The organism is Paenibacillus sp. AR247 (assembly GCF_002968895.1).
In the GTDB taxonomy this organism is placed as follows: Bacteria; Bacillota; Bacilli; order Paenibacillales; family Paenibacillaceae; genus Paenibacillus_AQ; species Paenibacillus_AQ favisporus.
In genome coordinates this window covers 2,321,710-2,345,423 of record NZ_PCZT01000009.1, presented here as the reverse complement: position 1 = coordinate 2,345,423, position 23,714 = coordinate 2,321,710, and the positions used below count along the sequence as shown (strand labels likewise).

General features: G+C 50.7%; 21 protein-coding genes and 1 pseudogene. 13 read left to right on the top strand and 9 right to left on the bottom strand.

Translation table 11 applies throughout. The annotated features are described in order from the left end of the window. The coding region (locus tag CPT76_RS19495) for a DEAD/DEAH box helicase (RefSeq protein WP_374954663.1) at positions 1 to 1,000 on the bottom strand (1,000 nt) is incomplete at its 3' end. A 453-nt stretch (positions 1,001 to 1,453) separates the two neighbouring features. On the opposite strand from CPT76_RS19495, the gene CPT76_RS42495 reads away from it, so the two are divergent. The 3 genes and pseudogenes from CPT76_RS42495 to CPT76_RS19485 all read left to right on the top strand — a co-directional run bounded on the left by CPT76_RS42495 (position 1,454) and on the right by CPT76_RS19485 (position 5,962). Further along, entirely contained in the window at positions 1,454 to 2,200 is a 747-nt protein-coding gene (locus tag CPT76_RS42495; protein ID WP_483870061.1) for a hypothetical protein, read from the top strand. Next, positions 2,197 to 4,065 carry a TSCPD domain-containing protein gene (locus tag CPT76_RS19490; RefSeq protein ID WP_483870060.1) on the top strand — a complete coding sequence of 623 codons (1,869 nt, stop codon included), beginning with the start codon at positions 2,197 to 2,199 and terminating at the stop codon, positions 4,063 to 4,065. The genes CPT76_RS42495 and CPT76_RS19490 overlap by 4 nt, the downstream gene beginning before the upstream one ends. Positions 4,066 to 4,347: 282 nt before the next feature. Then, a pseudogene (locus tag CPT76_RS19485) lies at positions 4,348 to 5,962 on the top strand (GMC family oxidoreductase). Positions 5,963 to 6,069: 107 nt separating this feature from the next. On the opposite strand, the gene CPT76_RS19480 reads toward CPT76_RS19485, so the two are convergent. Both CPT76_RS19480 and CPT76_RS19475 read right to left on the bottom strand, forming a co-directional pair. Then, complete coding sequence (locus CPT76_RS19480) at positions 6,070 to 6,489, bottom strand: DUF1259 domain-containing protein (protein WP_105444004.1); 420 nt, start codon at positions 6,487 to 6,489, stop codon at positions 6,070 to 6,072. 52 nt (positions 6,490 to 6,541) lie between these two features. Beyond that, the gene (locus CPT76_RS19475; RefSeq protein ID WP_105444003.1) at positions 6,542 to 6,961 is read right to left on the bottom strand and encodes a DUF1259 domain-containing protein; all 420 of its coding nucleotides are present in this window, start codon (positions 6,959 to 6,961) and stop codon (positions 6,542 to 6,544) included. 479 nt (positions 6,962 to 7,440) lie between these two features. Between CPT76_RS19475 and CPT76_RS19470 the strand changes: the two genes are divergently transcribed. The 3 genes from CPT76_RS19470 (at position 7,441) to CPT76_RS19460 (ending at position 10,003) form a co-directional block, all read left to right on the top strand. After that, entirely contained in the window at positions 7,441 to 8,478 is a 1,038-nt protein-coding gene (locus CPT76_RS19470; protein WP_105444002.1) for a Cfr family 23S rRNA (adenine(2503)-C(8))-methyltransferase, read from the top strand. A gap of 87 nt (positions 8,479 to 8,565) precedes the next feature. After that, positions 8,566 to 9,291, top strand: coding sequence for a hypothetical protein (locus tag CPT76_RS19465; RefSeq protein ID WP_105444001.1), 726 nt, complete (start codon positions 8,566 to 8,568; stop codon positions 9,289 to 9,291). 346 nt (positions 9,292 to 9,637) lie between these two features. After that, complete coding sequence (locus CPT76_RS19460) at positions 9,638 to 10,003, top strand: YmaF family protein (RefSeq protein ID WP_105444000.1); 366 nt, start codon at positions 9,638 to 9,640, stop codon at positions 10,001 to 10,003. Between the two features lie 73 nt (positions 10,004 to 10,076). Here the strand turns inward: CPT76_RS19460 and CPT76_RS19455 are convergent, their stop codons facing one another. From CPT76_RS19455 to CPT76_RS19435, 5 genes are read right to left on the bottom strand one after another with little or no spacing between them, the layout of a single operon-like run. Then, positions 10,077 to 11,003 carry an AraC family transcriptional regulator gene (locus CPT76_RS19455; RefSeq protein ID WP_181152932.1) on the bottom strand — a complete coding sequence of 309 codons (927 nt, stop codon included), beginning with the start codon at positions 11,001 to 11,003 and terminating at the stop codon, positions 10,077 to 10,079. Between the two features lie 28 nt (positions 11,004 to 11,031). Further along, positions 11,032 to 11,721, bottom strand: a complete 690-nt coding sequence (locus CPT76_RS19450; RefSeq protein WP_105443998.1) for a PIG-L deacetylase family protein — start codon at positions 11,719 to 11,721, stop codon at positions 11,032 to 11,034. Positions 11,722 to 11,755: 34 nt separating this feature from the next. Further along, positions 11,756 to 12,601 carry a carbohydrate ABC transporter permease gene (locus CPT76_RS19445; RefSeq protein ID WP_105443997.1) on the bottom strand — a complete coding sequence of 282 codons (846 nt, stop codon included), beginning with the start codon at positions 12,599 to 12,601 and terminating at the stop codon, positions 11,756 to 11,758. Between the two features lie 15 nt (positions 12,602 to 12,616). Beyond that, on the bottom strand, positions 12,617 to 13,531 hold the full coding sequence (locus tag CPT76_RS19440) for a carbohydrate ABC transporter permease (RefSeq protein WP_105443996.1): 915 nt from the start codon (positions 13,529 to 13,531) through the stop codon (positions 12,617 to 12,619). A 30-nt stretch (positions 13,532 to 13,561) separates the two neighbouring features. Continuing rightward, the gene (locus CPT76_RS19435; protein WP_258168604.1) at positions 13,562 to 14,851 is read right to left on the bottom strand and encodes an ABC transporter substrate-binding protein; all 1,290 of its coding nucleotides are present in this window, start codon (positions 14,849 to 14,851) and stop codon (positions 13,562 to 13,564) included. A 294-nt stretch (positions 14,852 to 15,145) separates the two neighbouring features. Here CPT76_RS19435 and CPT76_RS19430 point away from each other — a divergent pair, with 294 nt between their 5' ends. From CPT76_RS19430 to CPT76_RS19395, 7 genes are all read left to right on the top strand, one after another. After that, complete coding sequence (locus CPT76_RS19430) at positions 15,146 to 16,060, top strand: AraC family transcriptional regulator (RefSeq protein ID WP_105443995.1); 915 nt, start codon at positions 15,146 to 15,148, stop codon at positions 16,058 to 16,060. 129 nt (positions 16,061 to 16,189) lie between these two features. After that, positions 16,190 to 17,470: a glycoside hydrolase family 27 protein gene (locus CPT76_RS19425; protein WP_105443994.1), complete on the top strand. Its 1,281-nt coding sequence runs from the start codon at positions 16,190 to 16,192 to the stop codon at positions 17,468 to 17,470. Between the two features lie 390 nt (positions 17,471 to 17,860). Next, on the top strand, positions 17,861 to 18,781 hold the full coding sequence (locus CPT76_RS19415) for an ABC transporter permease subunit (RefSeq protein ID WP_105443992.1): 921 nt from the start codon (positions 17,861 to 17,863) through the stop codon (positions 18,779 to 18,781). Beyond that, positions 18,778 to 19,686, top strand: a complete 909-nt coding sequence (locus tag CPT76_RS19410) for a carbohydrate ABC transporter permease (RefSeq protein WP_105443991.1) — start codon at positions 18,778 to 18,780, stop codon at positions 19,684 to 19,686. The genes CPT76_RS19415 and CPT76_RS19410 overlap by 4 nt, the downstream gene beginning before the upstream one ends. A gap of 39 nt (positions 19,687 to 19,725) precedes the next feature. After that, complete coding sequence (locus CPT76_RS19405; protein WP_105443990.1) at positions 19,726 to 20,514, top strand: type 2 periplasmic-binding domain-containing protein; 789 nt, start codon at positions 19,726 to 19,728, stop codon at positions 20,512 to 20,514. After that, a complete protein-coding gene (locus tag CPT76_RS19400) occupies positions 20,493 to 21,527 on the top strand; it encodes a type 2 periplasmic-binding domain-containing protein (protein ID WP_105443989.1) in 1,035 nt (344 codons plus the stop codon). Before CPT76_RS19405 ends, CPT76_RS19400 begins: the two co-directional genes overlap by 22 nt. Positions 21,528 to 21,580: 53 nt before the next feature. Beyond that, positions 21,581 to 23,125 (top strand): carboxylesterase/lipase family protein, encoded by a 1,545-nt coding sequence (locus tag CPT76_RS19395; RefSeq protein ID WP_105443988.1) that lies wholly within the window; start codon positions 21,581 to 21,583, stop codon positions 23,123 to 23,125. 18 nt (positions 23,126 to 23,143) lie between these two features. On the opposite strand, the gene CPT76_RS19390 is transcribed toward CPT76_RS19395, so the two are convergent. Beyond that, the coding region (locus CPT76_RS19390) for a helix-turn-helix transcriptional regulator (RefSeq protein WP_258168603.1) at positions 23,144 to 23,714 on the bottom strand (571 nt) is incomplete at its 5' end.

Below are 23,714 nucleotides of genomic sequence, written 5' to 3'. Positions count from 1 at the left end.
ACACCTCGCGCTGCAGCGTGACCAGGGATAGCATGCTGCTGAGGTTGCCCCCGGACGCTTTGTACTGGTTCTTGACGAAAGAAGTCACACCGTCGTACAGCGCCTGCTCCTCAGGAGAGAGCTGCAGGCTGACGTTGCGTACCGTCCGCTTGGTGAACTGCACAGGGCCTTCGCCGCGCCGGTTGCGGATCATCACCTTCGCCAGCTCATCCCGGAGCTGGTCCTCGTTCTTCGCCTGCCGTTTGCCGACGACGAAGTTGGCCGCAAAATCCCCCTGCCGCCCGAGCTGGCCGGGCTTCAGCAGCGTAATGAGGTTGAAGAGCTCGCTCATATCGTTTTGAACCGGCGTCGCGGTCAGCAGCAGGCAGTACTTTTTCCGCAGCTTCTGGATAAATTGATAGTTCGTCGTCTTCTTGTTCTTCAGCTTGTGCGCCTCGTCGATAATGAGCATGTCGTATTCCTGCTCCATCAGCATGTCCTTGTGGGGCTCGCGCTTGGCGGTATCCATGGAGGCGACGACGACGTCGGAATGCCAGGAATAAGCCTTTTTCTGCGCGACCGCCGGGATGCCGAATTTGCTGTTCAGCTCGCGTACCCACTGAAGCACCAGGGAGGCGGGCACCAGAATCAGCACTTTGGATACAAGCCCGCGCACCATGTATTCTTTTAAAATGAGTCCCGCTTCGATCGTCTTGCCCAGTCCGACCTCATCGGCCAGAATAGCTCTGCCGGACATCTCAAACAGCACCCTCCGTGCCGTGTCGATCTGATGGGGAAGGGGGGACAGGTCCTGCAAATGCTTCACACACTGCAGCTCGTCAAAGCTCGTCACAAGCCGCGCCTCTTCGCCTTGAACGGCCAGCTGAAACAGCCGGAAGTCACCCCAGGGGCCGCCTTTATCCAGGCGGGATTCGAGGTTATCCAGCCAGCTGCGGTCAATATTCAGGGGAACGGGAAGGTCCCCGGCCTGCGCCCCGCTACCGAGATGAGAAGTTTTCAAGCCTTGTACCTCCTTCATAGGTTCGTAATCTCGCGTAACAGTAGTATGCACGTAAACCGGAGAGTTCATAACCTCCGTATGGATGAAGGCATCCGCTGATTTTCACAATTTTTTTCAAAGGAACTGAAGCAAAAAAGTGAGATTGGCGGAGAAAAGCAAAGGTTGTCCCAGAGTGAAGAGCTTTCATGGTCTAAATTTCAGGATTAAAGCGTGGAGTAACAATATGTGGTATAGTATAATCATCTATGCACACAATATATGGTACATGACGAGCGGATTTGCGTTTTAAATGGGGTTATTTCGTTTATTGAATGGAAGGAACCCGGCTACATACAGGCCTTTTTCCTGGAAGTGAACCGGCACTTTTAGCGCAGTCGGCAGACCGACACCATCCGCTGATCGGAACCGGAGCCGATACGTTCGGCAGAACAGTCATGGGAGGAGAATGTAACAGTGAATCAAGTTCAGAGCAAACAGAAGCTTGAGGGGTTAAGCGAAAAAATCTTTTTGGACCGGTATGCATGGAAGGACCCGGACCCGAATCACGCCAAAGTAGGGGACGTTGTACTTGTACTGACCAAGGATGATCCGAAGTTTCCGACAAAGGAAGTCGGCGAGATCGTATCGCGCGAGGGGAAACGGGCGACGGTAAAAACACGCCGCGGCGAGCTGGTGGAGACGGATGTCGAGAAGCTGACGCTGAATATCGAGAAGACGCCTGAGGAAATGTGGGACCGGCTGGCCGGAGCCATGGCATCGGCGGAGCCGACGCCGGAGCTGCAGGCCGAGTGGAAAGAGAAGTTCCGCTACATTTTGGAAGACTGGAAGCTCGTTCCGGGCGGGCGGATTGCCGCCGGAGCGGGTGCCAGTGACGAGCTGACGCTGTTTAACTGTTACGTCATTCCTTCGCCGAAGGACAGCCGCGGCGGTATCATGGCGACGCTGTCCGAGATGACCGAAATTATGGCGCGGGGCGGCGGTGTCGGCATCAATCTGTCCTCGCTCCGTCCGCGCAGAGCCGTGGTCAAGGGCGTGAACGGATCCTCGAGCGGTGCGGTATCCTGGGGCGGACTGTTCAGCTACACGACCGGCCTGATTGAGCAGGGCGGCAGCCGGCGCGGCGCGCTGATGCTCATGATCAACGACTGGCACCCGGACGTGCTCGATTTTATACGGTCAAACAGACGATGGGACAAGTGACGAACGCCAACCTTTCCGTCTGTGTCAGCAATGATTTCATGAAGGCAGTCAAGGAGGACCTGGACTGGGAGCTGGTATTCCCGGATACGACAGATCCGGATTACGACGAGCTGTGGGACGGCGACCTTGAGAAATGGAAGCAGGGCGGCCATGCCGTCATTCCGTACCGGACGGTGAAGGCGAGCGAAATCTGGCATACCATTATCGAATCGGCGTGGAAATCGGCCGAGCCGGGCGTCGTCTTTATGGAATATTACAACCAGATGTCTAACAGCTGGTACTTCAACCCGATCATCTGCACGAATCCGTGCGGCGAGCAGGGGCTTCCGGCATGGGGCGTCTGCAACCTGTCCGCGATGAATCTCTCCAAGTTCTACGATGAAGAGAAGCATGACGTGGATTGGGATGAACTGGCGACGGTGACGCGTTACTCCGTGCGTTTCCTGGATAACGTCATCGACACGACGCCGTACCATTTTGAAGAAAACGAGAAAAACCAGAAGAAGGAGCGCCGGATCGGCCTCGGTTCGATGGGTCTTGCGGAGCTGATGATCAAGCTGAACATCCGGTACGGCAGTCCGGAATCGCTTGAATTCCTCGACAAGCTGTACGGGTTTATCGCCCGCGAAGCGTACCTGGCATCGGCCGACATTGCGGCAGAGAAAGGCTCGTTCCTGGCGTTTGACGCGGATCCGTATTTGCAGAGCGGATTTATGAAAAATATGACCGAGGCGTTCCCGGAAGTCGGCACGGCCATCCGTGAGAAGGGCATGCGCAACGTGACCGTCATTACTCAGGCGCCGACCGGCAGTACGGGGACGATGGTCGGCACGTCGACCGGTATCGAGCCATACTTCGCGTTTAAATACTTCCGTCAGAGCCGTCTCGGCTTCGACGAACAGTTCGTACCGATCGCGCAGGACTGGCTGGACGCCAATCCGGGCGAAGAACTGCCGGATTACTTCGTGACGGCGATGGATCTGACGGCGGAAGACCATATCCGCGCCCAGGCTGCCATTCAGCGCTGGGTGGACAGTTCCATCTCGAAGACTGCAAACTGCCCGGCCGACTTCACGGTCGAGGAAACGAAGCGGCTGTATGAGCTGGCGTTCGACCTTGGCTGCAAGGGCGTGACGATCTACCGTGACGGCAGCCGCGATGTGCAGGTGCTACAAACGGAGAAGAAGGAAGACAAGAGCGAAGCGAAGGCCGCTCCGGCTGCGGAAACAGCTGCCTCCGAGGCTGCCGTACCGGCTGCCGCAGAGCAGGCGGGTGCCCAGGTAGCCGCTGCCGTGGCAAGCAGCCAGAGCTCCGTAGTGGATAAGCAGTACAAGCGCCGGCCGCAGGTGCTGCGCGGCGCAACCTATAAGATCAATACGCCGTTCGGCATGGCGTACATTACGATCAACGACCTCGACGGCATTCCGAGTGAGATCTTCCTGAACGTCGGCAAGGCAGGCTCCGATGTGTTCGCCATGGCGGAAGCGCTGGGCCGCGTCTGCTCCCTGTTCCTCCGCTACGGCGACCATGGCCACAAAGTGGAGCTGCTGATCAAGCACCTGAAGGGCATCGGCGGGTCCGGCGCGATCGGCTTTGGCGTCAACCGCGTGGAATCGATCGCCGACGCGGTCGCCAAGGCGCTGGAAGCGCATGTGCAGAGCGGCATCGACGAAGATCATCCAGAGCCTGCTCCCGTGGCGGCTACGCTGGCACCGGAGACGGCGGACCATGGCGGCACACACTCGCACAGCCATGATGCGCCGAAGGCCTCGGTGGACCTGTGTCCGTCCTGCGGTGCTGCGGCACTGATCAATATCGAGGGCTGCAAAACTTGCGGCAACTGCGGGTACAGTAAGTGCTCGTAAGGTGGATGTGATGATAGCTCTCATCGCTCGTGTATGAGCTGTAACTAAACACGTGTCCTTCGCCTGATCCTTAATGGATCAGGCGTTTTTATTTAAGTCGGGCTACCGGGTGGGTAATAATCCAGGTGACGCTGCAAAGCTATTTTTTGTTTCGTTACATGAATATGTTCGGATGCCTTTTTTAGTAAATAGAGGTTCGAGCTTTCCTATAATTCCGCTCAGGAACATGGTACAGGTCAATGTAATATCCTTACATTAGACCATATAACAAGGAGAGCTTAGATGAGCGGAAAATTAACCTTTGATTATATTATCGTAGGAACGGGTCCTGCTGGCGCCGTCATCGCCAAAACATTAAGTGATAACAAAGAAGTATCGGTTCTTGTCCTGGAGGCCGGTGGGAACAACGATAAAGACACACCCATTAAGGATTCTACATTCGCTCTGGAATTGGAAGAACAGTTCTTTCCCCAATATTTTTTGGCAGGGGGAAGGGGTTCCGCAAGAGGAGCTGGATGAACGGGCATTTGAATGGACAACGGGACGCCTTTTAGGCGGAGGGTCATCGATTAACGGTGAGCAGTATGTACGTCCTACATCAGCCGTTTTCAGGGAATGGGAAAAGCTCTTAGGTCCGCTGTGGTCACCTAGACGGGCCATTCGCCGATTCAAGAAATTAGAGAAGTATAACGGAGAAACCGATGATCTAAACGCCCGTGGATTCAATGGGCGGATCGATATCAGGCAGGCCCCGGTAAACCCTACGTCTATGGCGGAAAAGCTCACGACGGCTATCGAGAGAGCTACAGGCTATCCCGAGATCCTTGATTACAACGATCCTAAAACTCCCCTGGGTCCATTTACCCGCTGGCAGTTGTATCAAAATCCTAATGGCCGAAGAGAAAATTCCTCCAGAGCCTTTCTCTCCCCGGACATCATGACGCCTTCCGGCCGCGGTGTAGACGGCAGGAAACTAAAAGTGTTCTTTAATTCAACGGCTCTGCGCGTGCTTTTTGACAAGAAACGCGCCACAGGGGTCGAATTCCTGAAAGAAGGAAGACGCATTCGTGCTTACGCCCAAAAAAAGGTCATTATATCTGCGGGCATCAATAGCGCTCAGCTATTAATGCTGTCCGGAATAGGCCCGGCTGCTCTACTTAAAGAAGCTGGGATCCCAGTGGTTTTCAGTAACCCGAACGTAGGGAAGAGATTGAGAAATCACACGCTTAACACTGCGGTGTTCACTACGAATCCGAACGATTCTGCCCTGCCTGCGAATGACCCGGATGCACTTTATACAGGGGGAGCCTTTTTGCCTGATCCGACGGGTGTAAACAGCAATCGCCGGGCTGTTCAACTGATTGGCATTGGTTCTGACAGCACGTTAACTTTAGCGGTTCTTTACTTGCGCCCCAAGAGCCGCGGCTCGATTAAGATACAGAACAAGGATCCGCTTAAAATCGTGCTTGCGGATGAAGGATTTCTCGACAATCCGGATGACATGGAAGCCGTTAAAAATATTTTTAGAACTTATGTGAAAAATATAGCGGCAGAACTCGCATCCATCGATCCGTCATACCAGCTTGTTTCGCCGACACTGGATATGATTGAGGACGACTCCCAGTTGGAGGAGTATATTAAACAGAATTTCGACCATAATCATCACCAGCAAGGCTCCCTTCGTATGGCCCCGTTAAAAAAGGGAGGAGTAGTGGATCGAACGGGTCATGTGCATGGGGTAGAGGATCTGATCGTTGCAGATGCTTCCATCATCCCATTTACGGTGGACGGGAATACATCCGCCGCTACTTTCCTTATTGGTTATACGATCGCCAGGCAATTGGTCTCACCGGATAAAAAAGGCAGAAGACAGCCATCCGAGGGCGACGAAGAGTAATGGCCCATCTTATTCATCAAGAACACAAAAGTCCCCGAGTTTGAAACCCGGGGACTTTTATTTGGGGTGCAGCCACTATCATGAAGCGCTTTGCTCCTTGTTGCTCCTCAGCCCAAAAACTTAATGGATTCTTTGGTTTTTCTGGCAAATGCAATGGGATCATCGATCGACTCCCAGTGAACGTACATCAAGCGCGGATTCTCGAATAACCAGTGATTGTGGACGGCCGTTACTTTAATCCCGTTTTTGCGGAGATTGCTCAGCAAGCGGTTGACTTGATTTTGGAAGAGAGCGGTTTCGCCTAAACAGAGTGCCTTGCCTGAACTGTTCAGGGATTCGAAGGAGAAAAGTTGATAGCGGACCAAAGGAGAAGTGGTACGTCTTCCTAAAATCGAGGCTCTGATGACCCGATTTCTGGAGACGAAACAAACCGGACCTTTCGTAATTTCGTGCTCGGTTCCACCTAAAATAGCTGAAAATTCGTCACAAAGCTTTTTAAAGCGAGGACTTACTTTAACTTGCGCCATCCGAAATCATCCTCCCATAAATGATATAAATGAACCTGCCCGTTTAACCGTGTTAGCCCAGGAATTTAATGGATTCCTTTGTTTTTCTGGCAAATGCAACCGGATTGTCAATAGACTCCCAGTGCATATACATTAAGCGAGGCTGCTCTTTCAGCCAGTGGTTATGAACTGCGGTTACTTTAATCCCGCGTTTACGGAGGTTCGACATCAACCGATTCACCTGATTTTGGTGAACGGCCGTTTCACCCAAGCAAAGCGCGCGGCCCGACTTATCAAGAGACTCGAAGGAAAACATTTGCATTTGAACCAAAGGGGAACGTGTTCTTTTTCCCAAAATGGTTTCTCTTAAATTCGTCATCCGCGTAACAAAACAAACCGGACCTGCCTCAATTTCCGATTCGCCCCCCAATATCTTTCCGAATTGGGTACAAAGCTTTTTGAATTGCGGGCTAACCTTTACTTGTTCCGCCATTGTAAGTCCTCCTTTAATCAAGTTCTATGTATCCTATGATCAAAGAGGAAAGAGGTATGGACTGATAGCGTAGGGTACTAGCATAAATAACAAAATATCGACGCTGCATCATGAGCAGGCCGGTCCGTTATCTGAACCCACAACGCTTATTATTCACGGGCAGCATGACAAACGCTTGACGGGAAGAGGTATTTTGTGATAGTTTCATCCATATCAAATGAACAGGAGGGATAGAGCGATGACGATTTCTGAGATTGTAGATGATCAGGTGAACCTGTCTTCGGGAGCAATGCTGGGCAAGGTTCACCAAATTACAAATCGGATACCGGAGCTTTATCCTTCTATGCGTAGATATCGCGGGTGACTTCTTTATAGGATAGTCGCTTGTTTGTGTATAGCTAGGTTAATGTATCGCAAGAAAGCACCGGTAAACCGGTGCCTTTTTTGCGTTGTCTCCGTGTAAAAGGAGATCGTTAACGTTGAAGCACATCACGAAATATGAAAAAATCCGCCAGATCCTGTCTATCCTGAAACAACCGGATTATAGATACAAGCAAATCACAGAGGCTATTTTCAAGCAAAAAATCGGACATTTTGAAGAAATGACGAGCTTGCCAAAAGCCGTAAGGAACGAATTAATCAAGGAGATTGGCAACCCTGTGCTGGGCATTACGCCCAAAATCGTGCAGCAGTCCAAGCAAGTTAGCAAAATTCTTTTTGCCATCCCTGGCGACGAGCACATCGAGTCCGTAAAGTTAAGTTATAAAAACGGGTGGGAATCCTATTGCATCTCATCCCAGTGCGGCTGCGGGTTTGGCTGTACCTTTTGCGCTACGGGAACGCTGGGGTTGAAGAGAAATCTCACAGCGGATGAAATCACGGACCAGCTTCTTTATTTCCACCTGAATGGCTACCCATTGGACAGCGTGTCCTTTATGGGGATGGGCGAAGCCCTTGCAAATCCGTATGTATTTGATGCCTTACATGTGCTGACGGATCCTGAGCTTTTCGGCTTGGGGCATCGGAGAATTACGGTGTCTACGATAGGCATACTGCCTGGAGTAAAGAAATTAATGAAGGATTTTCCGCAGATGAATCTAACCTTTTCTCTTCACTCCCCATTTCCGGATCAGAGAAGCGAGCTCATGCCCATCAATCATCATTTTCCGCTGGAAGAAGTGATGAAAGTGCTTGATGAGCATATTCAAACGACGAAACGAAAGGTATACATTGCTTATATCCTTTTGAGGGGAATCAACGACTCGGCCAAACACGCTGAAGCGGTTGCTGATTTACTGCGGGAAAGAGGACCATGGGAACATTTATACCACGTCAATCTCATCCCTTACAATGCCACCACGGCCACCCCGCAAAGTTATAAAGAATCGGATCACAGCGGAATCAGCATGTTCCTTAAAATCTTAAAGACCAAAGGAGTCCATGTTACCGTCAGAACCCAGTTCGGTTCCGATATTAACGCAGCATGCGGTCAGCTGTACGGATCTAAAAAAAATTGAGCCAGGTTCCCTAATCTATTGATCCAGGCCATCTATGCTCCTTTTTCATCTACTAGAATGACTTCAGTTAAAAGGAGATGACGATAGATGGCCTCTACCATTCGTGTCGTAGGTATTTTTACGAACGGTGCACGGTCGAGTGCAACGGCCGAAGAACGCCAAGCCAGGTTTAATAACGATTTAACCCTCGCAAATGCAGCATGGGGAACTGGTTTTGCTCCGGGTGTAAGCTGCGGCCTTCGATTTGCTTCATTAAGAATATTCTATCATCCGGATGTCACGATCGATGCGAGTACCGTGTCTAACGTCAATGACCCAAGAGTAGCGAATCTGATTACTCAAGCGAGAAACACTCTTAATGATGCGACCGCCATATACGTTGTTTATCTAAGCGGAGACAGCTTATCGCCGGGATCGATCGGAAATGGTGGGCCGGAATTCACCTTTTTCCGGAGCACAACAGATTATGGACTCACAGGCCGTGTTGTATTGAGTGGTAGAGCTATTGACACGTATGCATTTGCGCATGAGGCAGGCCATGTATTATTTGGACGCTTTTTGGACGACAGCAACCCCGGGAGTTTTACGATCAATGATCCTTCGAACCCTGGCAGTGCCCACAGCAATAATCCACAAAACCTGATGTATCCCATTATTCCATCAAGTGATCCAATCATTAATTCGGCTCAGTGCTCGGTTGCCAAGCAAAGTAAAGTGATCGCACAAAATGCCGCGAGTTCTTATCTGAAAAACAAGAAATTAGGGAGCGCCCGGAAGAAGAACAACCGGCCAATGGTGAAAAAAGCTCAATAATACCCTGACTGCGAAAATGAGAAGAATGAAACCGGATGTAAGCCGGCGCAGACGCACCGCGAAAGCCATTTCAAAGGCAAGAAAGCCATGCTGTAGACCCGCCGCAATCCGTCGGCGGACTTTGAAGAAAAAATGAAGTGACTCAACCAAGTAACCGTTCCGTCTGTCCGGACTTTCTCGGATGTTCATTATGCGAAGGCACTCCAACCTGGAGTGCCTTCTTCGCGTGGTGCTCGTTAAGGCAAACCGAACCGAGAGACGTGATATTCGCCTAGAACGTTTATGCATTTGCCCTAATAAGATGTTGTTAGCCTTAGCAATGTTAGAATGGAGGAGGATTTTACAGATGCCGAAAAAAAAGGCCGTAATCTCAACGAAAAAAACATCTTCCAAAAAGCCGCAGCGGCATGTACATGAATTTGAAGGCAGTACCCAACTGGCCGAAGAAGGCGAAGAACGTCATAACCATCGTTTTGCCGGGGTTACGGGTCAGGCCATTCCTGTAGGGAATAGCCATGTGCATGAAATTGATCTGACAAGAACCGATTTTTTTGATCATTTTCATAATCTGAAAAAAATTAGAACCGGACCAGCGATTTCAGTAGGGAATGGGAAACACGTCCACTTTGTTACCGGCCAAACGACTTTAAATGACGGTCACGTACACAAATTTAAATTCGCCACGCTAATTCAATCCCCGCTCGTTAATTGAAATCAGCATGGAAAAAGCCGGAGTTTCCGGCTTTTTTGATCCATAAATGGGATACAATGCATACGTGATCTGCTCAGTATTTCTCCAAGTGGTAATAGTTGCGCGGGGATTTGCGGTATTGCCCAGGGCTCATGTCGAACATTTTTTTAAAAGTCCATTGAAAATGGGTGACGTTGTTGAACCCGACCGAATGAGCGATATCCGTAATCCTCTGGTTCGTATACAGGAGCATTTCCTTGGCCCGCCAAATGCGTTTGAAGGTAATGAACTCCACGACGGAAAAGCCTGAGTTTTGCTTGAATACGCGGCTCAGATAGGATGAATTCACTCCGATAAAATCGGCGATACGGTCCAGAGTGATTTCTTCGGCATAGTACTGCGCGATGTATTCCATAGCTTTGGATACAACGGGTTTGAAATGCACATGCGACGCGTCCTCCATCTTAGAATATGGGGAATTGTCCTCATAACCTTCTTTGATCTCCAGTAAAATCCATTGCAGGAGTGACTTGATTTTTTGGCTCGAATAACGGTTTTGATGGTCGTAATGCTCTTGCAGCTGACTGAAGCCGAATTCGAGCTTCTTTTTTAAAGGTTCATTGACTCTAAGGCAATGGGAGAACCCCGGCTCGCGTTTTTCGAACAATGACAGCAGATTGACCTCGTCCTGCAGCGGATCGGTTTCGGCAAGCTGCCGGTTGAACATAAGTACTTTGGCTTCAAACGGCTCGTTGTTGATCAGCTGGCTTTTATGGAGCTCCTGATTGCCGATGACGAACAGGTCGCCTGGTTCAAACACATAGGTTTTGTTATCGATATAAAACTGCCCCCGTCCCGATAAGACATAGAACACCTCCAACTGCTCATGCCATTCAAAGGGCATCCGCCACTCTTCCTCGTTTAGATTCGTAAATATTTGAAATTCATCGAATCCCTGAAACGTTTTTAATGAATCGGGCAGACCATCCTTTGGGGAGATATCGTTCTTGTGCTTATCCATCTCTTCATCCTCCCCCGGTTTTATTGGTTTATATGAGATATGAGCTGCCATAGATTTTGCGAAAGGATTCGGTTTTCCGAAGCTCGCCATCTTTCGAAGCGGACTGCACATGTCTCAAATAGTTCTCCTTGAACGTTCTGCCTCCGGAACCTTGACTGACATGCGAATCAGCGGCTTGAAGCTTGGCTTCCCATGTGTCAGTGACATCCACCGTATAATTAGGTTCATCCGACCAGAGGAGGTAGACCTCGCGCGGCTTCCACGGCTGAATGCCTTCTTCCAGATGCTCCGGATAATAACCGTAGCCGTCGGCCAAATAAGCGGCTTCGGCAGCGGCCAGACCGAGGGCGCGATGGTCGGGGTGGAATTCCCATTTTCTCCAGGCGTCCAAAGTGATCACCACATCGGGTTTTTCATTCCGGATCAGGCGGAAGATGCGTTCCTTCAAGTCCGGCTGTTCGCTTAAGGTTCCGTCATCGAATCCGAGCTGGATCACTTGATTCACGCCCAGAATGCGGGCGGCATCCGCCATTTCCTTTTCGCGGATCTGGGCTAATTGTTCCGGCTTTACTGACGTATCCTGCGTTCCCCGATTCCCGTTCGTCGCGATGGCGATGGTTACCGAATGGCCTTGTTCGGCCAGTTTGGCCAGCGTGCCGCCGCAGGATACTTCGTCATCGGGATGAGCCGTGATTACAAGTACGTTCCACTTTTCCATATGAAACCCTCCAGTTCATTTAGGTTTTGAATCGTTATCCCTTTAATCCGCCCAGGGTAATTCCCTCGATAAACTGCTTTTGCAGCAGAAAAAAAATAAGGATCATGGGCCATACGGCCAAGAGCATGCCTGCCATCAGTACCGGATAATTTGTCGTGAACTGTCCCTGAAGGGAGGCAAGTCCGACGGCCAGCGTCATTTTGTCCATCGAATCATTGACGACAAGCGGCCAGAGGAAGTCGTTCCACGACCATAGGGTAGAGATGATCGCCACGGAAATCAATCCCGGCTTTGCTAACGGGAGCATGATATTCCAGTAAATGCGGAAGGGATTGCACCCATCGATCCTGGCAGATTCCTCGAGTTCCGAAGGAAGCCCAAGAAAAAACTGACGCAGCAGAAAAGTGGAGTACGCGCTGAACATACCGGTTACGGTAATGGCTTTCAGGGAGTTCAGCCACCCCAAATCTTTCATTAATAAGTACTGGGGAATCAGAAAGACTTGGCCGGGCACCATCATGACCGATAAAACCAGCAAAAACAGCAGGGTTCTGCCGGGAAAATGAATTCTGGCAAAGGCATAAGCGGCCAGGGAACTAAATAATAAACCGAAAAGCACCTTGACGAGCGTCGTTACAACCGTATTCCAATAAAACGTCATAAAAGGAAGCAAGTCGGCGACCTTTTGGAAATTGTCCCAATGCAGCTTGCCCGGAAGAATCGTGATCGGGATCCGGGTAACTTCATCAGGAGCTTTTAAGGAAGTAAGAAGTGACCATAATACAGGGACAACCATAAGGAACGACCCGACCATGAGCACGATATGGATGATCATAGGCTGGAATCTTCGTTTCTGTTTTGCATGCGTGACTGTGGTCATCTTTGCGGCCCCTCCTTAATCATAATGCACCCATTTTTTCTGCAGTTTGAATTGGAGCGCCGTCACGATCAGAATAATGATAAATAATAGAACGGCAATGGAAGATGCATATCCCTTATCATTTTTAATAAAAGCTTGTTGATAGAACAAGTAGACAACTGTATTGACATGATCGATGGCTACCGTGCCGACCATCATATAAATGAGATCGAATACCTGCATGGCTCCGATGAGCGAAGTAACTGATACGAAAAACAAGGTCGGCGTGATCAGAGGGAGCGTGATCCGGAAAAATTGGGACACTCGGCCAGCGCCTTCGATGGAAGCCGCTTCATAAAGCATAGGGGAAATTCCCTTAATCCCCGATATGATAATGACGGCTTGAAGACCAACCGCTCCCCATACAGCTACGCCAACGACGGCGACGAGAACGGTTCGGGAATCCGTCAGCCAGCTAACTCCGTGAATCGAAAGCAGCTTCAGACCGGCGTTCAGCAGCCCGTAATCGCCATTTAATATCCATTTCCAAGACATGGCGATGGCGGCCGGCATCAACACGGACGGCAGGAAAAAAATCGTCCTATACACCGATATGCCGCGCACCTTGCTGCTCAGCAGAACACCCGCCAAGGTGGACAGAATGACAATCGCGGGCACATAGATGATCACGTATTGAAGCGTGTGCAGAAGGGAATGGTATACGGCCATATCACGGATCAGCCTGATGTAATTGCTCAGGCCTGTCCAATGATAATTGCCAAAATCGCTCCATTCCGTGAAGGATAAATAAATGGTCCGCAGTACCGGCCATATGAACAATGCGCTCATGCCGAACAGAAGGGGAAATACCATGGCGTATCCCCATCCATATTCCCTTCTCTTCAGCTTTGAACGCTTGGCGTTGAAAGAGGATGGTTGTTTTGCATTCATCACATGAGTTTCCCTCCGATGCAATGACGTTTATGGATTGGATGCGATGGCTTCGTTCACGGCCTTGGCATACGCTTTGGCGGCTTCCTCAGGAGTGGATTCACCTGTATAAGCACTTTTCAGGTATTCTTCTTCCAAACCGTCGAGCTTGGCATTTTGCGGTCCGCGCGGTAATGCTTTTGCAGCGTTAGCCATATCCAGCAAGTTCTGCAGGTGGAACTGGGGCACCGATTTGAGCCACAATTCCTGTCCGCCATGAAATGCAGGCAGTGCGGTTCCGTCTTCCCCTTGGATATCGGCAGATTCTTTGGAACCCAGGAAATCAAGGAATTCGATGACTTCTTTAGGGTGCTTCGTATTAGCTGCACCTACATTAGCCAGCCCATGAATGACGCTTGTTCTCAACTTATCTTTAGGTAGAAGAGCAACATCGACATTGTTCTTGGTATACTCATTGGTGGCAAAATCTTTGACATTCCAAGACCCGTCTATCAGCATGGCTACTTTGCCGGATCTAAACAAATCTTTGGGCGACGTATCCGTCATTTGGGCAAGCGTTGGAGAAACCTTATACTTGTGAATCAGATCGGTCTGAAGCTGGAGGCCGCGAATGCTCTCCGGAGAATCGTACAAGGATTTCTTTCCGTCATCCGTATAGAATCCACCCCCGGCTTCAAGTATTGTATTGTAATATCCTGTTTGTCCCTGGAACTGAGCGGGAAGCCCCCATATGCCTTTGGCCGGATCAGTTAATTTCTGCGCGGCCTCGACGGCCTTGTTCCAATCCCATGTTTCATCCGGATAAGGGATGCCTGCTTGATCAAATAAACTTTTGTTGTACCATAAACCGATAGCGTCCATGTCTTTGGGTACCCCGTAATGTTTGCCATCGTATGTATAGATGTCAACGAGGCCCTGAGGATAATTTCCGAAATCGAGGCTTGTGTCTTTCGCGTAGTCGTCCAGATTCAGCAGTTGATTGTTGGATGCATACTTCGGCAAACTTGCTCCGTTAATCCAAAATACATCGGGGAGGTTTCCTCCGGTAGCTGCCGTTTCCAATTTGGTCCAGTATTCATTCCATGGGGTTAACTTGATCTCAACATGGATATCCGGATGCTGTTCCTCGAATTTCGCGATAATTTTCTCCATGGCCGGCTGTTGGACTTGATCCCACAGTCCGTATGTCAGCGTGACATTGCCAGAGGCGGACTCTGATTCGTTGGACGAATCGCTGGCTGAATTGCCGGCTCCGCACCCGGAAAGAAGAAGTGTGAGCATAACCGTAAAAATGAGGATGGATGCATAATTTTTGTTCATATCCGTTTGTCACTCCCCTATGAATTAAATAGAATAAATCCGTGTAAACCACTAGGATTTAATGATATTTAATATCTTAGGATAATCTATCGTGATTTTCAAATGATTCCTTGCGTGAAACATTAGATATTTTTACCTTTTGCTAATTTATTTTTTTGAAGAATATAGCATTGGAAATGAAGGGGAAGCCTCCAGTGCGGCGGTCTTTTTCTATATGCGCATGAACGGTGTAGGATTATAGTTATAACTAAGACCGATCATATAAAAAATCATGCTTGAAGAGGAGGGAAACGCATGGCATCCGGTACGGAGACAGGCACATACGGCTTTCGTTTCACGGCGCCTTCGCACCTGGCGTTGTGCGAATTGTTTGCGGTCGGGCGGGACGAGATCAGGCATCCGTCGTACCGATGGGACGGGAAGGAGCGGAAGGACGGTCCGCTGCTGCTGTTCCAGTATACACTGGAGGGTGAGGGCATGTTCGAGTCGGGGACGGAGACGTACCGGATCGATCAGGGACGGGCTATCATGACCGAGATCCCGGGTGATCACCGCTACTATTTTCCGGCGGACGGGTCGCATTGGTCCTTCGTGTTTATTCTGATGCGCCCATCGCTCATCCTGCCGAATTGGGAGGAAGTGAAGCTGCGGTTGGGAGAGGCTCCCTACTTGCCGCCCACAAGCCGGCCCGTCCGCGCGCTGCAGGAGATTTGGGATCAGGCGGGCCACGGCCGGATTACCGACCCTTACACGGCCTCTTCCTGTGTATACTCTTTCATTTCTGAGCTGTGCCGGTATGCGGTAGCGCCGCATGACGAGCGCCGGAACTGGCCGGAGAAAGTACGCCAGGCCGCCGAGTATATGGATGCGAATTACCGCTCGATGATCAGTCTGGACCAGCTGTCGGACCGGCTCGGCTGGTCCAAATACCATTTGCTGCGCACGTTTGCGGCCGCGGTCGGCCAGACGCCGAGCGAATATTTAAACCGGGTCCGCATTGAACAAGCGATGCGGCTGCTCCGTCAGACGGATATGAGCGTTGAACAGATCGCGGAGCAGGTCGGATATTCCGGTGGAAGTTACCTGATCAAGGTATTCCGCAAAATGACCGGGCTGACACCCGGCGGCTTCCGCTCCGAAGAGGGGCAGCTGACGTTCAGCCGGATGTTTTTTGAAGATTATAACGTCGACAGACGTTTTTCTGAATAGTCGGCTATTAAACCGCAATATTTTGCTGTAATAGAAGAAAGATTACTATGGAAACGTTGTTCTTCCCGGACGTAATATAGGAGGCGTAAAAGCAATTTTATTATACGAAATCAATTCGGGAGGAACGTCATGCAGCATCATTCGTATGCACCAACACCCCCTATGGGATGGAACAGCTGGGATTGTTACGGCGCAACCGTTACGGAAGCGGAAGTTCGGGGCAATGCCGAATATATGGCGCGTCATTTAAAGGATTACGGCTGGGAATACATTGTCGTCGATATTCAGTGGTACGAGCCGGGAGCGGTTTCAGACCTGTACAGGCCCTTCGTCCGGCTGGAAACCGACGGTTACTCGCGCCTCATACCAGCAGTGAACCGCTTTCCGTCTGCGGAGGGAGGCCAGGGCTTCAAGCCGCTGGCGGATTACGTACATAGCCTTGGACTAAAATTCGGCATCCATATCATGCGCGGCATTCCACGGCAGGCCGTACATGATAATACGCCGATCAAGGGCACGAACGTTACGGCCCGGGATATCGCCCATACCTGCTCTTTCTGCGGGTGGAACACGGACATGTATGGCGTTGACGCGGGCAAGAAAGGGGCTCAGGAATACTATAATTCCTTGTTTGAGCTGTACGCCGAATGGGGCGTCGATTACGTCAAGGTAGATGACATTGCGGATTCTTGGCTGCACGGAGGGCCGCATTTGGCGGAAATAGAGCTGATCCGCAAGGCGATCGACCATGCCGGCCGGCCGATGGTGCTGAGCCTGTCGCCCGGACCCGCACCTGTGAAGCATGCCGATTTCCTTGAAGCCAATGCCAACATGTGGCGGATGACCGACGATTTCTGGGACCGCTGGCCGCTGCTGCTTGATATGTTCAACCGCTGCGAGACCTGGCAGGGTCGGCCGAAGCCCGGCTGCTGGCCGGATTGCGACATGCTCCCGCTGGGCCGCATCGGCGTCCGGTGCAGCCATCCCGACCGGATGACGAACTTTACGCGTGACGAGCAGTTGACGATGATGACGCTGTGGACGATCTTCCGCTCGCCCCTCATGTTCGGCGGGGAGATGCGTGACAACGACGAGTGGACGTTATCGCTGCTGACGAACCGGGACGTGCTGGACATGCATCAGCACAGCTTCGGCGCCCGCCAGGTGAGACGGAGCGAAGGCCGAGTGATATGGGCTGCTGAGGGTCCTCAGGGCGAGCGTTACGCCGCGCTGTTTAATACCGGCGAGGAGGCTGCCGAAGTTTCCGTATCGCTGGCTGAGCTAGGCATTCCCGGCTCGGCGAATGCGCGAAATTTGTGGACCGGAGAGGAGCGAAGGGAGCTGGGCGGCACATTGGCTTCTGCCGTTCCGCCGCATGGAGCCGCTTTGTTCCGGCTTATAGCGGAATAACAACCCTTTTGTTGATGCAGACATATCAGAGGAAGTCTATCTTTTATAGATAGGCTCCTTTTTGTTAAGATGATCGAATTCATAAAGCTCTGTATGGCCTGGCTGCCCGATCTGACGATATATCAATTAGATGTTGGTATAGATCATTGTTTAAATGAGGGGAGTCATTTACAATTTTTTAAATTTAGTGCAAGTCATATAGAGATACAGTTGATATCTCGAGAGATATATGGAGGTGTTCCGAAAAAACAGATGAGACCATTTTGATAGGAGAAATGGATGGGGTCAGAGCGTTTCTTGCTTATTATTGAAAGCGTTTTCGAATGATTGACTGGGAGTGGATATTGTAGTCCCCCGTCAAATCTACGAATCTTTAGGGAAGGTGACACGATGCGCATACGAGAGTACAGCACGAAAGGCATATCTTTTAGGAAATTCCTCTACATACTTCCGTTCATGCTTTTGCTTGCTGTCTTTGCCTACTATCCGCTATACGGATGGGTCTATGCATTCTTCGACTACTCGCCGCCGATTCCGTTGTCCAAATCTCCGTTTGTCGGCTTACAGTGGTTTCGTTCCTTGATCGAAAATCAGGTCAAGATCGACCAGCTGCTCCAGGTCATCAAGAACACGTTCGGGATGAGTGGATTGGGACTGCTGTTCTCCTGGCTCCCCATGATTTTTGCCATATTCCTGAACGAAATGAAGGCCGTGCGGTTCCGGAAGTTTGTGCAGACGGTAACGACCCTGCCGAATTTTATCAGCTGGGTACTGGTATATTCTTTGGCGTTTTCCATGTTTTCCAGCGAAGGCATCGTCAACGGTCTGTTGAAGCAGCTGGGACTGATCGATTCCCCGATTTTGTTCCTTCAGAACTCCGATCATGTCTGGATCACCATGTGGTTGTGGACGATCTGGAAAACGTTAGGCTGGTCCGCCATTTTGTACATAGCGGCGATTACGGGTATTGATGATTCCCTTTATGAGGCGGCTCATGTGGACGGGGCAACGAGAATGCAGGTGATATGGAACGTCATCCTGCCGAGCATGCTCCCGACGTATTTTGTTCTGCTGATGCTGCAGATCGCCAGCTTTCTGAATAATGGCTTGGAGCAATATTTCGTATTCCAAAATGCATTCAACAAGGAAAATATACAAGTCCTGGACCTGTATGTTTATAACCTGGCGATGGGGGGCGGCAGCTACTCCGTATCGGTCGCGATCAGCATGCTGAAGAGTTTGATTAGTGTTGTTCTTCTCTTTTCGGTAAACGGATTCTCCAAATTGTTAAGAGGAGAGAGTATCGTATGAGAAAAGCAGTTCAGGTAAGCCCGACCGACAAAATGATCACCGTATTGATCTACGTCCTTTTTTCCCTGTTTGCTTGCGTGTGCGTCTATCCGTTTTACTCCATCATCATTAATACGATAAGCGCAAACGATATCAGTGCCCGGGGGGACGTCGTCTTTTATCCGCGGAACATCCATTTCCAGAACTATTTGGACGTTTTTAAAATACCGGGACTGGGGAATGCGGCTTTGATCTCCCTGGGCAGAACCGTGATCGGAACCCTGCTGACGGTAGGGGCCTCCGCCTTTTTGGGATTCATGTTCTCCCAAGAGGATATGTGGGGGAGAAGATTCTGGTACCGGTTCACCGTGATCACCATGTTCTTTAACGCCGGCATTATTCCGTGGTATCTCACCATGCGCTCCCTGCATTTGACCAACAATTTTTTGGCATACATTCTGCCGACCATCGTAGCCCCGTTCTTCATCATTCTGGTCAAGACCTTCGTGGAATCGACGCCGAAGGAACTGCAGCAGGCGGCAAGCATCGACGGAGCGGGAACGATGATGATCTTTTTCAGGATCATATTGCCGATAAGCAAGCCGATCTTGGCGACCGTCGCGATATTCACTGCAGTGGATCAGTGGAACTCTTTTCAGGATACGCTGCTGCTCGTTACGGACAGTAAATTATACACGCTGCAATTTATTCTCTATAACTATATCAATCAGGCGAGCTCATTATCGACCATGGTTAACCTGCAAAATGCCGGTTCGACGGCCATAGCCAGTCTAGCCACAGAGCAAACCACGACTTCCATTCGCATGACCGTTACCATTATTGTCGTTGCCCCCATATTGCTCATCTACCCGATCTTCCAGAGGTTTTTCGTCAAGGGAATTATGATCGGGGCGGTCAAAGGTTGATTTTCACTTGATATTAAAATGGATTTAGGAGGATGGCCAATGAGTAAAAGCAGGAAAGCAGCAAAAAAATCGGTCATGCTATTGTTCAGGAAAGCAGCAAAAAAATCGGTCATGCTATTGTTCGCTTGCCTCTTCATCGCCTCGGTCGGGCTGGCCGGCTGTGGAGGCGCATCCAATGAAGAGTCGGGTACCGATGCAAAAACTTCCGAGAATAACACAGCCATCGATCACAGCAAGCCGCTGACGATTACGGTGTTCGATAACGCGGCGAATTACCAGGGCGAGCAGACCGGATGGTATGGCAAGCTGCTTAAAGACAAGTTTAATCTGACGCTGAACATACTTGCTCCGCAGGTTGCCGGGGACCAGTTATACAAGACGAGGTCGGCAGCGGGGAATTTGGGGGATCTCTTGATCATTGATAACAGTCAGCTGGAAGAGCTCATTCCGGCCGGTCTGATTATGGACTTGACGGATAGGGTCAAGAACACCAAGTACTTGTCCCAGTATGTGGATAATCACTTCAAACCTTTTAACGAGGCTTTCGATAAAGTGAATCCGGACGGCAAAATTTATGCGCTACCGACGTTTACAGCCGATACTTCGCCAACGACCTTCTCGGAAGACCAGCCTTATTCAAGCCCTATTTTACCCTGGGATTATTACAAGGGGGTAGGGGCGCCCAAGCTGAACAATTTAACCGACCTCCTGAATGTACTGAAAAAATGCAGGAGAAGTATCCCAAGACTCCGGACGGGAAGCCGATCGTTCCGATCACCCTGTGGAAGGATTGGGATGGCGGAGGGATGGAGAACGTACGCTGGCTGAGCAACTGGTACGGCTATGAGCAGCCCGACGGAACTTCAACCTTACAGCTGAATGCAAAAGGCGATATTGTTCCGCTCATTGATGATAACAGTATGTACAAAAAGATTTTGCAATTTTATTTCACGGCCAATCAGATGGGGCTGATCGATCCGGATTCCGCGTCGCAGGATTGGAACAAAGTCTCCGAAAAGCTGACCAACAAACAGGTGCTCCTCTTATGGTATTCCTGGCAAAGAGGGTTCTACAATTCCATTGAAAGGGGCACAAACGGCGACGGCTATGTTTCAGTCCCGATCGCGGATTCCCGGATCATTCAGACCAGTGACGCTTATTACGGCAACGGGAGGGTTTTTGCCATCGGTTCAAAGGCTAAAAATCCCGAACGAATCATGGAATTCCTGGATTGGTCGGTTTCTCCCGAGGGCTTGCGGTACTACACGAATGGCTTTGAAGGGTTCAATTACGAAAAGACGGATGACGGCAAGTTTAAGCTGACCGAAACAGGGCAAACAGCGTTCCAGAAGAACACCCCCGTACCGGATCAATATGGAGGCGGCGGATACCAGGACGGACAGAGCAAGATCAACAGCATGATCATGAGCGATTTTGTCAAGGACCCGGACACCGGCGAATTCTATAACAGTAATTACTGGAGTTCCACTATAGAAGCTAACAAGACCGCCTTGACCACGGACTGGCAGAACACCTACAACGCCAAGAACGCAACAGACTACTATTTGAAAAACAAGATGATCGACATCGTACCGAATATCAATACAAGCTTCGGCGTCGACTCGTCGGATATTAAAAATAAACGCAGCCAGATTTCGGACTATGTAAAAAATGCATCCTGGAAAATGGTGTTTGCGAAGGATCAGGCGGAGTTTGACCAGCTGTGGGAAAAGATGAAAACGGATGTGGCCGGTCTTGGCTGGAATGACGTACTTGCTGCCGATACCGCAAAAGCGCAAAAAATCGTTCAAATGCGTTCCGAGGCATCGGCCGGCAAATGAAAGCAGCCGATGTGAAGGCCGGTGAATACCAACAATGAAGGGAGTCGTTACACATGCTTCGAATCGTACAAGTTGAAAACGGGTTGGTGCAGGGACTGCCGGCAGCCGACCCCCGAATCACCAGTTTCAAAGGAATCCCATTCGCCGCTCCGCCCGTAGGCGACAACCGGTGGCGTGCCCCGCAGCCTGCCCAGGACTGGGAAGGCGTGCTTAAGGCGTACGAATTCGCGCCGATCTCGATGCAGGTAAGGCAGGAGATCGACGAAAACAATATCTATACCCGGGAATGGGCCGTGGAACCGGACATCGCCATGGACGAGGACTGTCTCTACCTGAACGTATGGACACCGGCCAAACGTACCGATGAGAAGCTGCCGGTCTATGTATGGTATTTTGGCGGAGGTCTTCAGGTCGGCCATACGGCTGAAATGGAGTTCGACGGTGAACGCATCGCCAGAAGAGGGATCGTGGTCGTCACGATCAACTACCGCCTCAATGTGTTCGGATTTTTATGCCATCCCGAAATTACGGCTGAAGCGCCCGAAGCACCGGCTAACTTCGGCAATCTCGATCAGCAGGCGGCCACCAGATGGGTCAAGCGCAATATCGCGGCTTTCGGCGGCGACCCGGACAACATCACGATCGGCGGTCAGTCCGCCGGCGGCGGCAGCGTGATGACCCAGCTGACTTCGCCTCAGAATGAGGGGCTTTTTCAGAAGGCGATCATTCAAAGTGGAATCTATACGAAGCTGTATCCGGGGACTCGCGTGCCTCCGCTTCGGAGTCATTTGGCTGAGGCCGAACAGGATGGCGTGAAATTTTTTGAATACCTTGGCGTATCTTCACTTGCGGAAGCGCGGCAGCTGGATGCCGTCACTCTTCGCGACAAGGCTGTGCAATACAAGGGATTCTGGGGCACCGTCGCCGATCAGGTGTTCAGCGTAGGCAACCCGTTTGAATTGTTCCTTGAGAACAAGCGCTGGAAGGTGCCGGTCATGTTTGGCCACACGTCCTCCGAATTTATCAGCGTGCCGGACGTCGATACACCTGAAGAATTCAAGAAGCTGGCGGAAGACATGTTCGGAGATGACGTGGATGCGTTCCTGGAGCTGTGTGGCGCATCATCGGCCAACGTGGAGGAGAGCCGGCAGAAGGCTTCGGTGAGCGGCATCGAATATGCGATCCGCATCGCCGCACAGGCCAATGCCGAGACCGGCTCCGGTACCCCATTGTACTATTACAATTTTGATGCCGAGATCCCAGGCTGGGATCATCCGGGCACCTTCCACTCGGTAGATCTCTGGTTTTTCTTCGAAACGCTGGCTAAATGCTGGCGGCCGTTTGTCGGCAAGCATTACGATTTGGCCCGCCAGATGTGCAATTACTGGGCGAACTTCATTCGTAACGGTGATCCGAACGGGCTGGATGCAACGGGAGAGGAAATGCCGCGATGGGAGCCTTATACCCCGGAAGCCCCCTATGGAATGCTCTTTGCTGATCAGGCCGAATTTTCCCAAGAGCAGCCGAGCGAGATCATAAAATTTCTGGTGCGCCAATATTTCAAGAAGAACAGACCCGCCTTGCAACCAGAGGCTTAGTATGACGTGATATGGATATCAAGCTTGTTTATGCTCCTGGAATTTTCTTGGCGAATAGCCTGTCAACTGTTTGAACTGTCTGCAGAAGTGCTCCACATTTTGATACCCGCATCGGGAGGCGACTTCAGCAACGCTTTGGGTGCTGTGAATTAAATATTCTTTGGCCAACCGGATTCGGCTGTTGATGACGTCTTCCATGCAGGTGACCTTAAAGGTTTTTTTGTAGATGCTCTGCAGGTAGCCTGGGCTGATTCCGAGATAATCGGCCATTTTCGCAATCGTCCAGTAATCGCCCGGATCGTTCTGGATCGCGGTTCGAAGCTTCAACAAGTTATAATACTGAGGCGTAATCGGTTCATGAAAATAAGATTCCAGCAGCTTGTTGAACAGCGTCCGCAGCAAACAGTCGATGGACGAAGCCTTGTAATCCCGATGAAAGTTGTGTTCGATGGTCAACAGTTCAAACAGCATGCGGCAGTAGTCCGGATCATCCAGGGAAAAGGGGACTCCGAGCGGCAGCGGCGATTCCGTAATATAGGGTTCATTGGATTCAAAGCGGATCCAGTCATTGATGAATTGATCGGCGCAG

Bases quoted from the DNA above. Each gene is read 5' to 3' on its own strand.
- CPT76_RS19445 (WP_105443997.1), bottom strand. From the start codon at position 12,601: ATGACCACAGTCACGCATGCAAAACAGAAACGAAGATTCCAGCCTATG.
- CPT76_RS19395 (WP_105443988.1), top strand. From the start codon at position 21,581: ATGCTTCGAATCGTACAAGTTGAAAACGGGTTGGTGCAGGGACTGCCG.
- CPT76_RS19450 (WP_105443998.1), bottom strand. From the start codon at position 11,721: ATGGAAAAGTGGAACGTACTTGTAATCACGGCTCATCCCGATGACGAA.
- CPT76_RS19435 (WP_258168604.1), bottom strand. From the start codon at position 14,851: ATGAACAAAAATTATGCATCCATCCTCATTTTTACGGTTATGCTCACA.
- CPT76_RS19415 (WP_105443992.1), top strand. From the start codon at position 17,861: ATGCGCATACGAGAGTACAGCACGAAAGGCATATCTTTTAGGAAATTC.
- CPT76_RS19475 (WP_105444003.1), bottom strand. From the start codon at position 6,961: ATGGCGGAACAAGTAAAGGTTAGCCCGCAATTCAAAAAGCTTTGTACC.
- CPT76_RS19465 (WP_105444001.1), top strand. From the start codon at position 8,566: ATGGCCTCTACCATTCGTGTCGTAGGTATTTTTACGAACGGTGCACGG.
- CPT76_RS19460 (WP_105444000.1), top strand. From the start codon at position 9,638: ATGCCGAAAAAAAAGGCCGTAATCTCAACGAAAAAAACATCTTCCAAA.
- CPT76_RS19440 (WP_105443996.1), bottom strand. From the start codon at position 13,531: ATGAATGCAAAACAACCATCCTCTTTCAACGCCAAGCGTTCAAAGCTG.
- CPT76_RS19410 (WP_105443991.1), top strand. From the start codon at position 18,778: ATGAGAAAAGCAGTTCAGGTAAGCCCGACCGACAAAATGATCACCGTA.
- CPT76_RS19425 (WP_105443994.1), top strand. From the start codon at position 16,190: ATGCAGCATCATTCGTATGCACCAACACCCCCTATGGGATGGAACAGC.
- CPT76_RS19430 (WP_105443995.1), top strand. From the start codon at position 15,146: ATGGCATCCGGTACGGAGACAGGCACATACGGCTTTCGTTTCACGGCG.
- CPT76_RS19455 (WP_181152932.1), bottom strand. From the start codon at position 11,003: ATGGATAAGCACAAGAACGATATCTCCCCAAAGGATGGTCTGCCCGAT.
- CPT76_RS19400 (WP_105443989.1), top strand. From the start codon at position 20,493: ATGGAGAACGTACGCTGGCTGAGCAACTGGTACGGCTATGAGCAGCCC.
- CPT76_RS19405 (WP_105443990.1), top strand. From the start codon at position 19,726: ATGAGTAAAAGCAGGAAAGCAGCAAAAAAATCGGTCATGCTATTGTTC.
- CPT76_RS19480 (WP_105444004.1), bottom strand. From the start codon at position 6,489: ATGGCGCAAGTTAAAGTAAGTCCTCGCTTTAAAAAGCTTTGTGACGAA.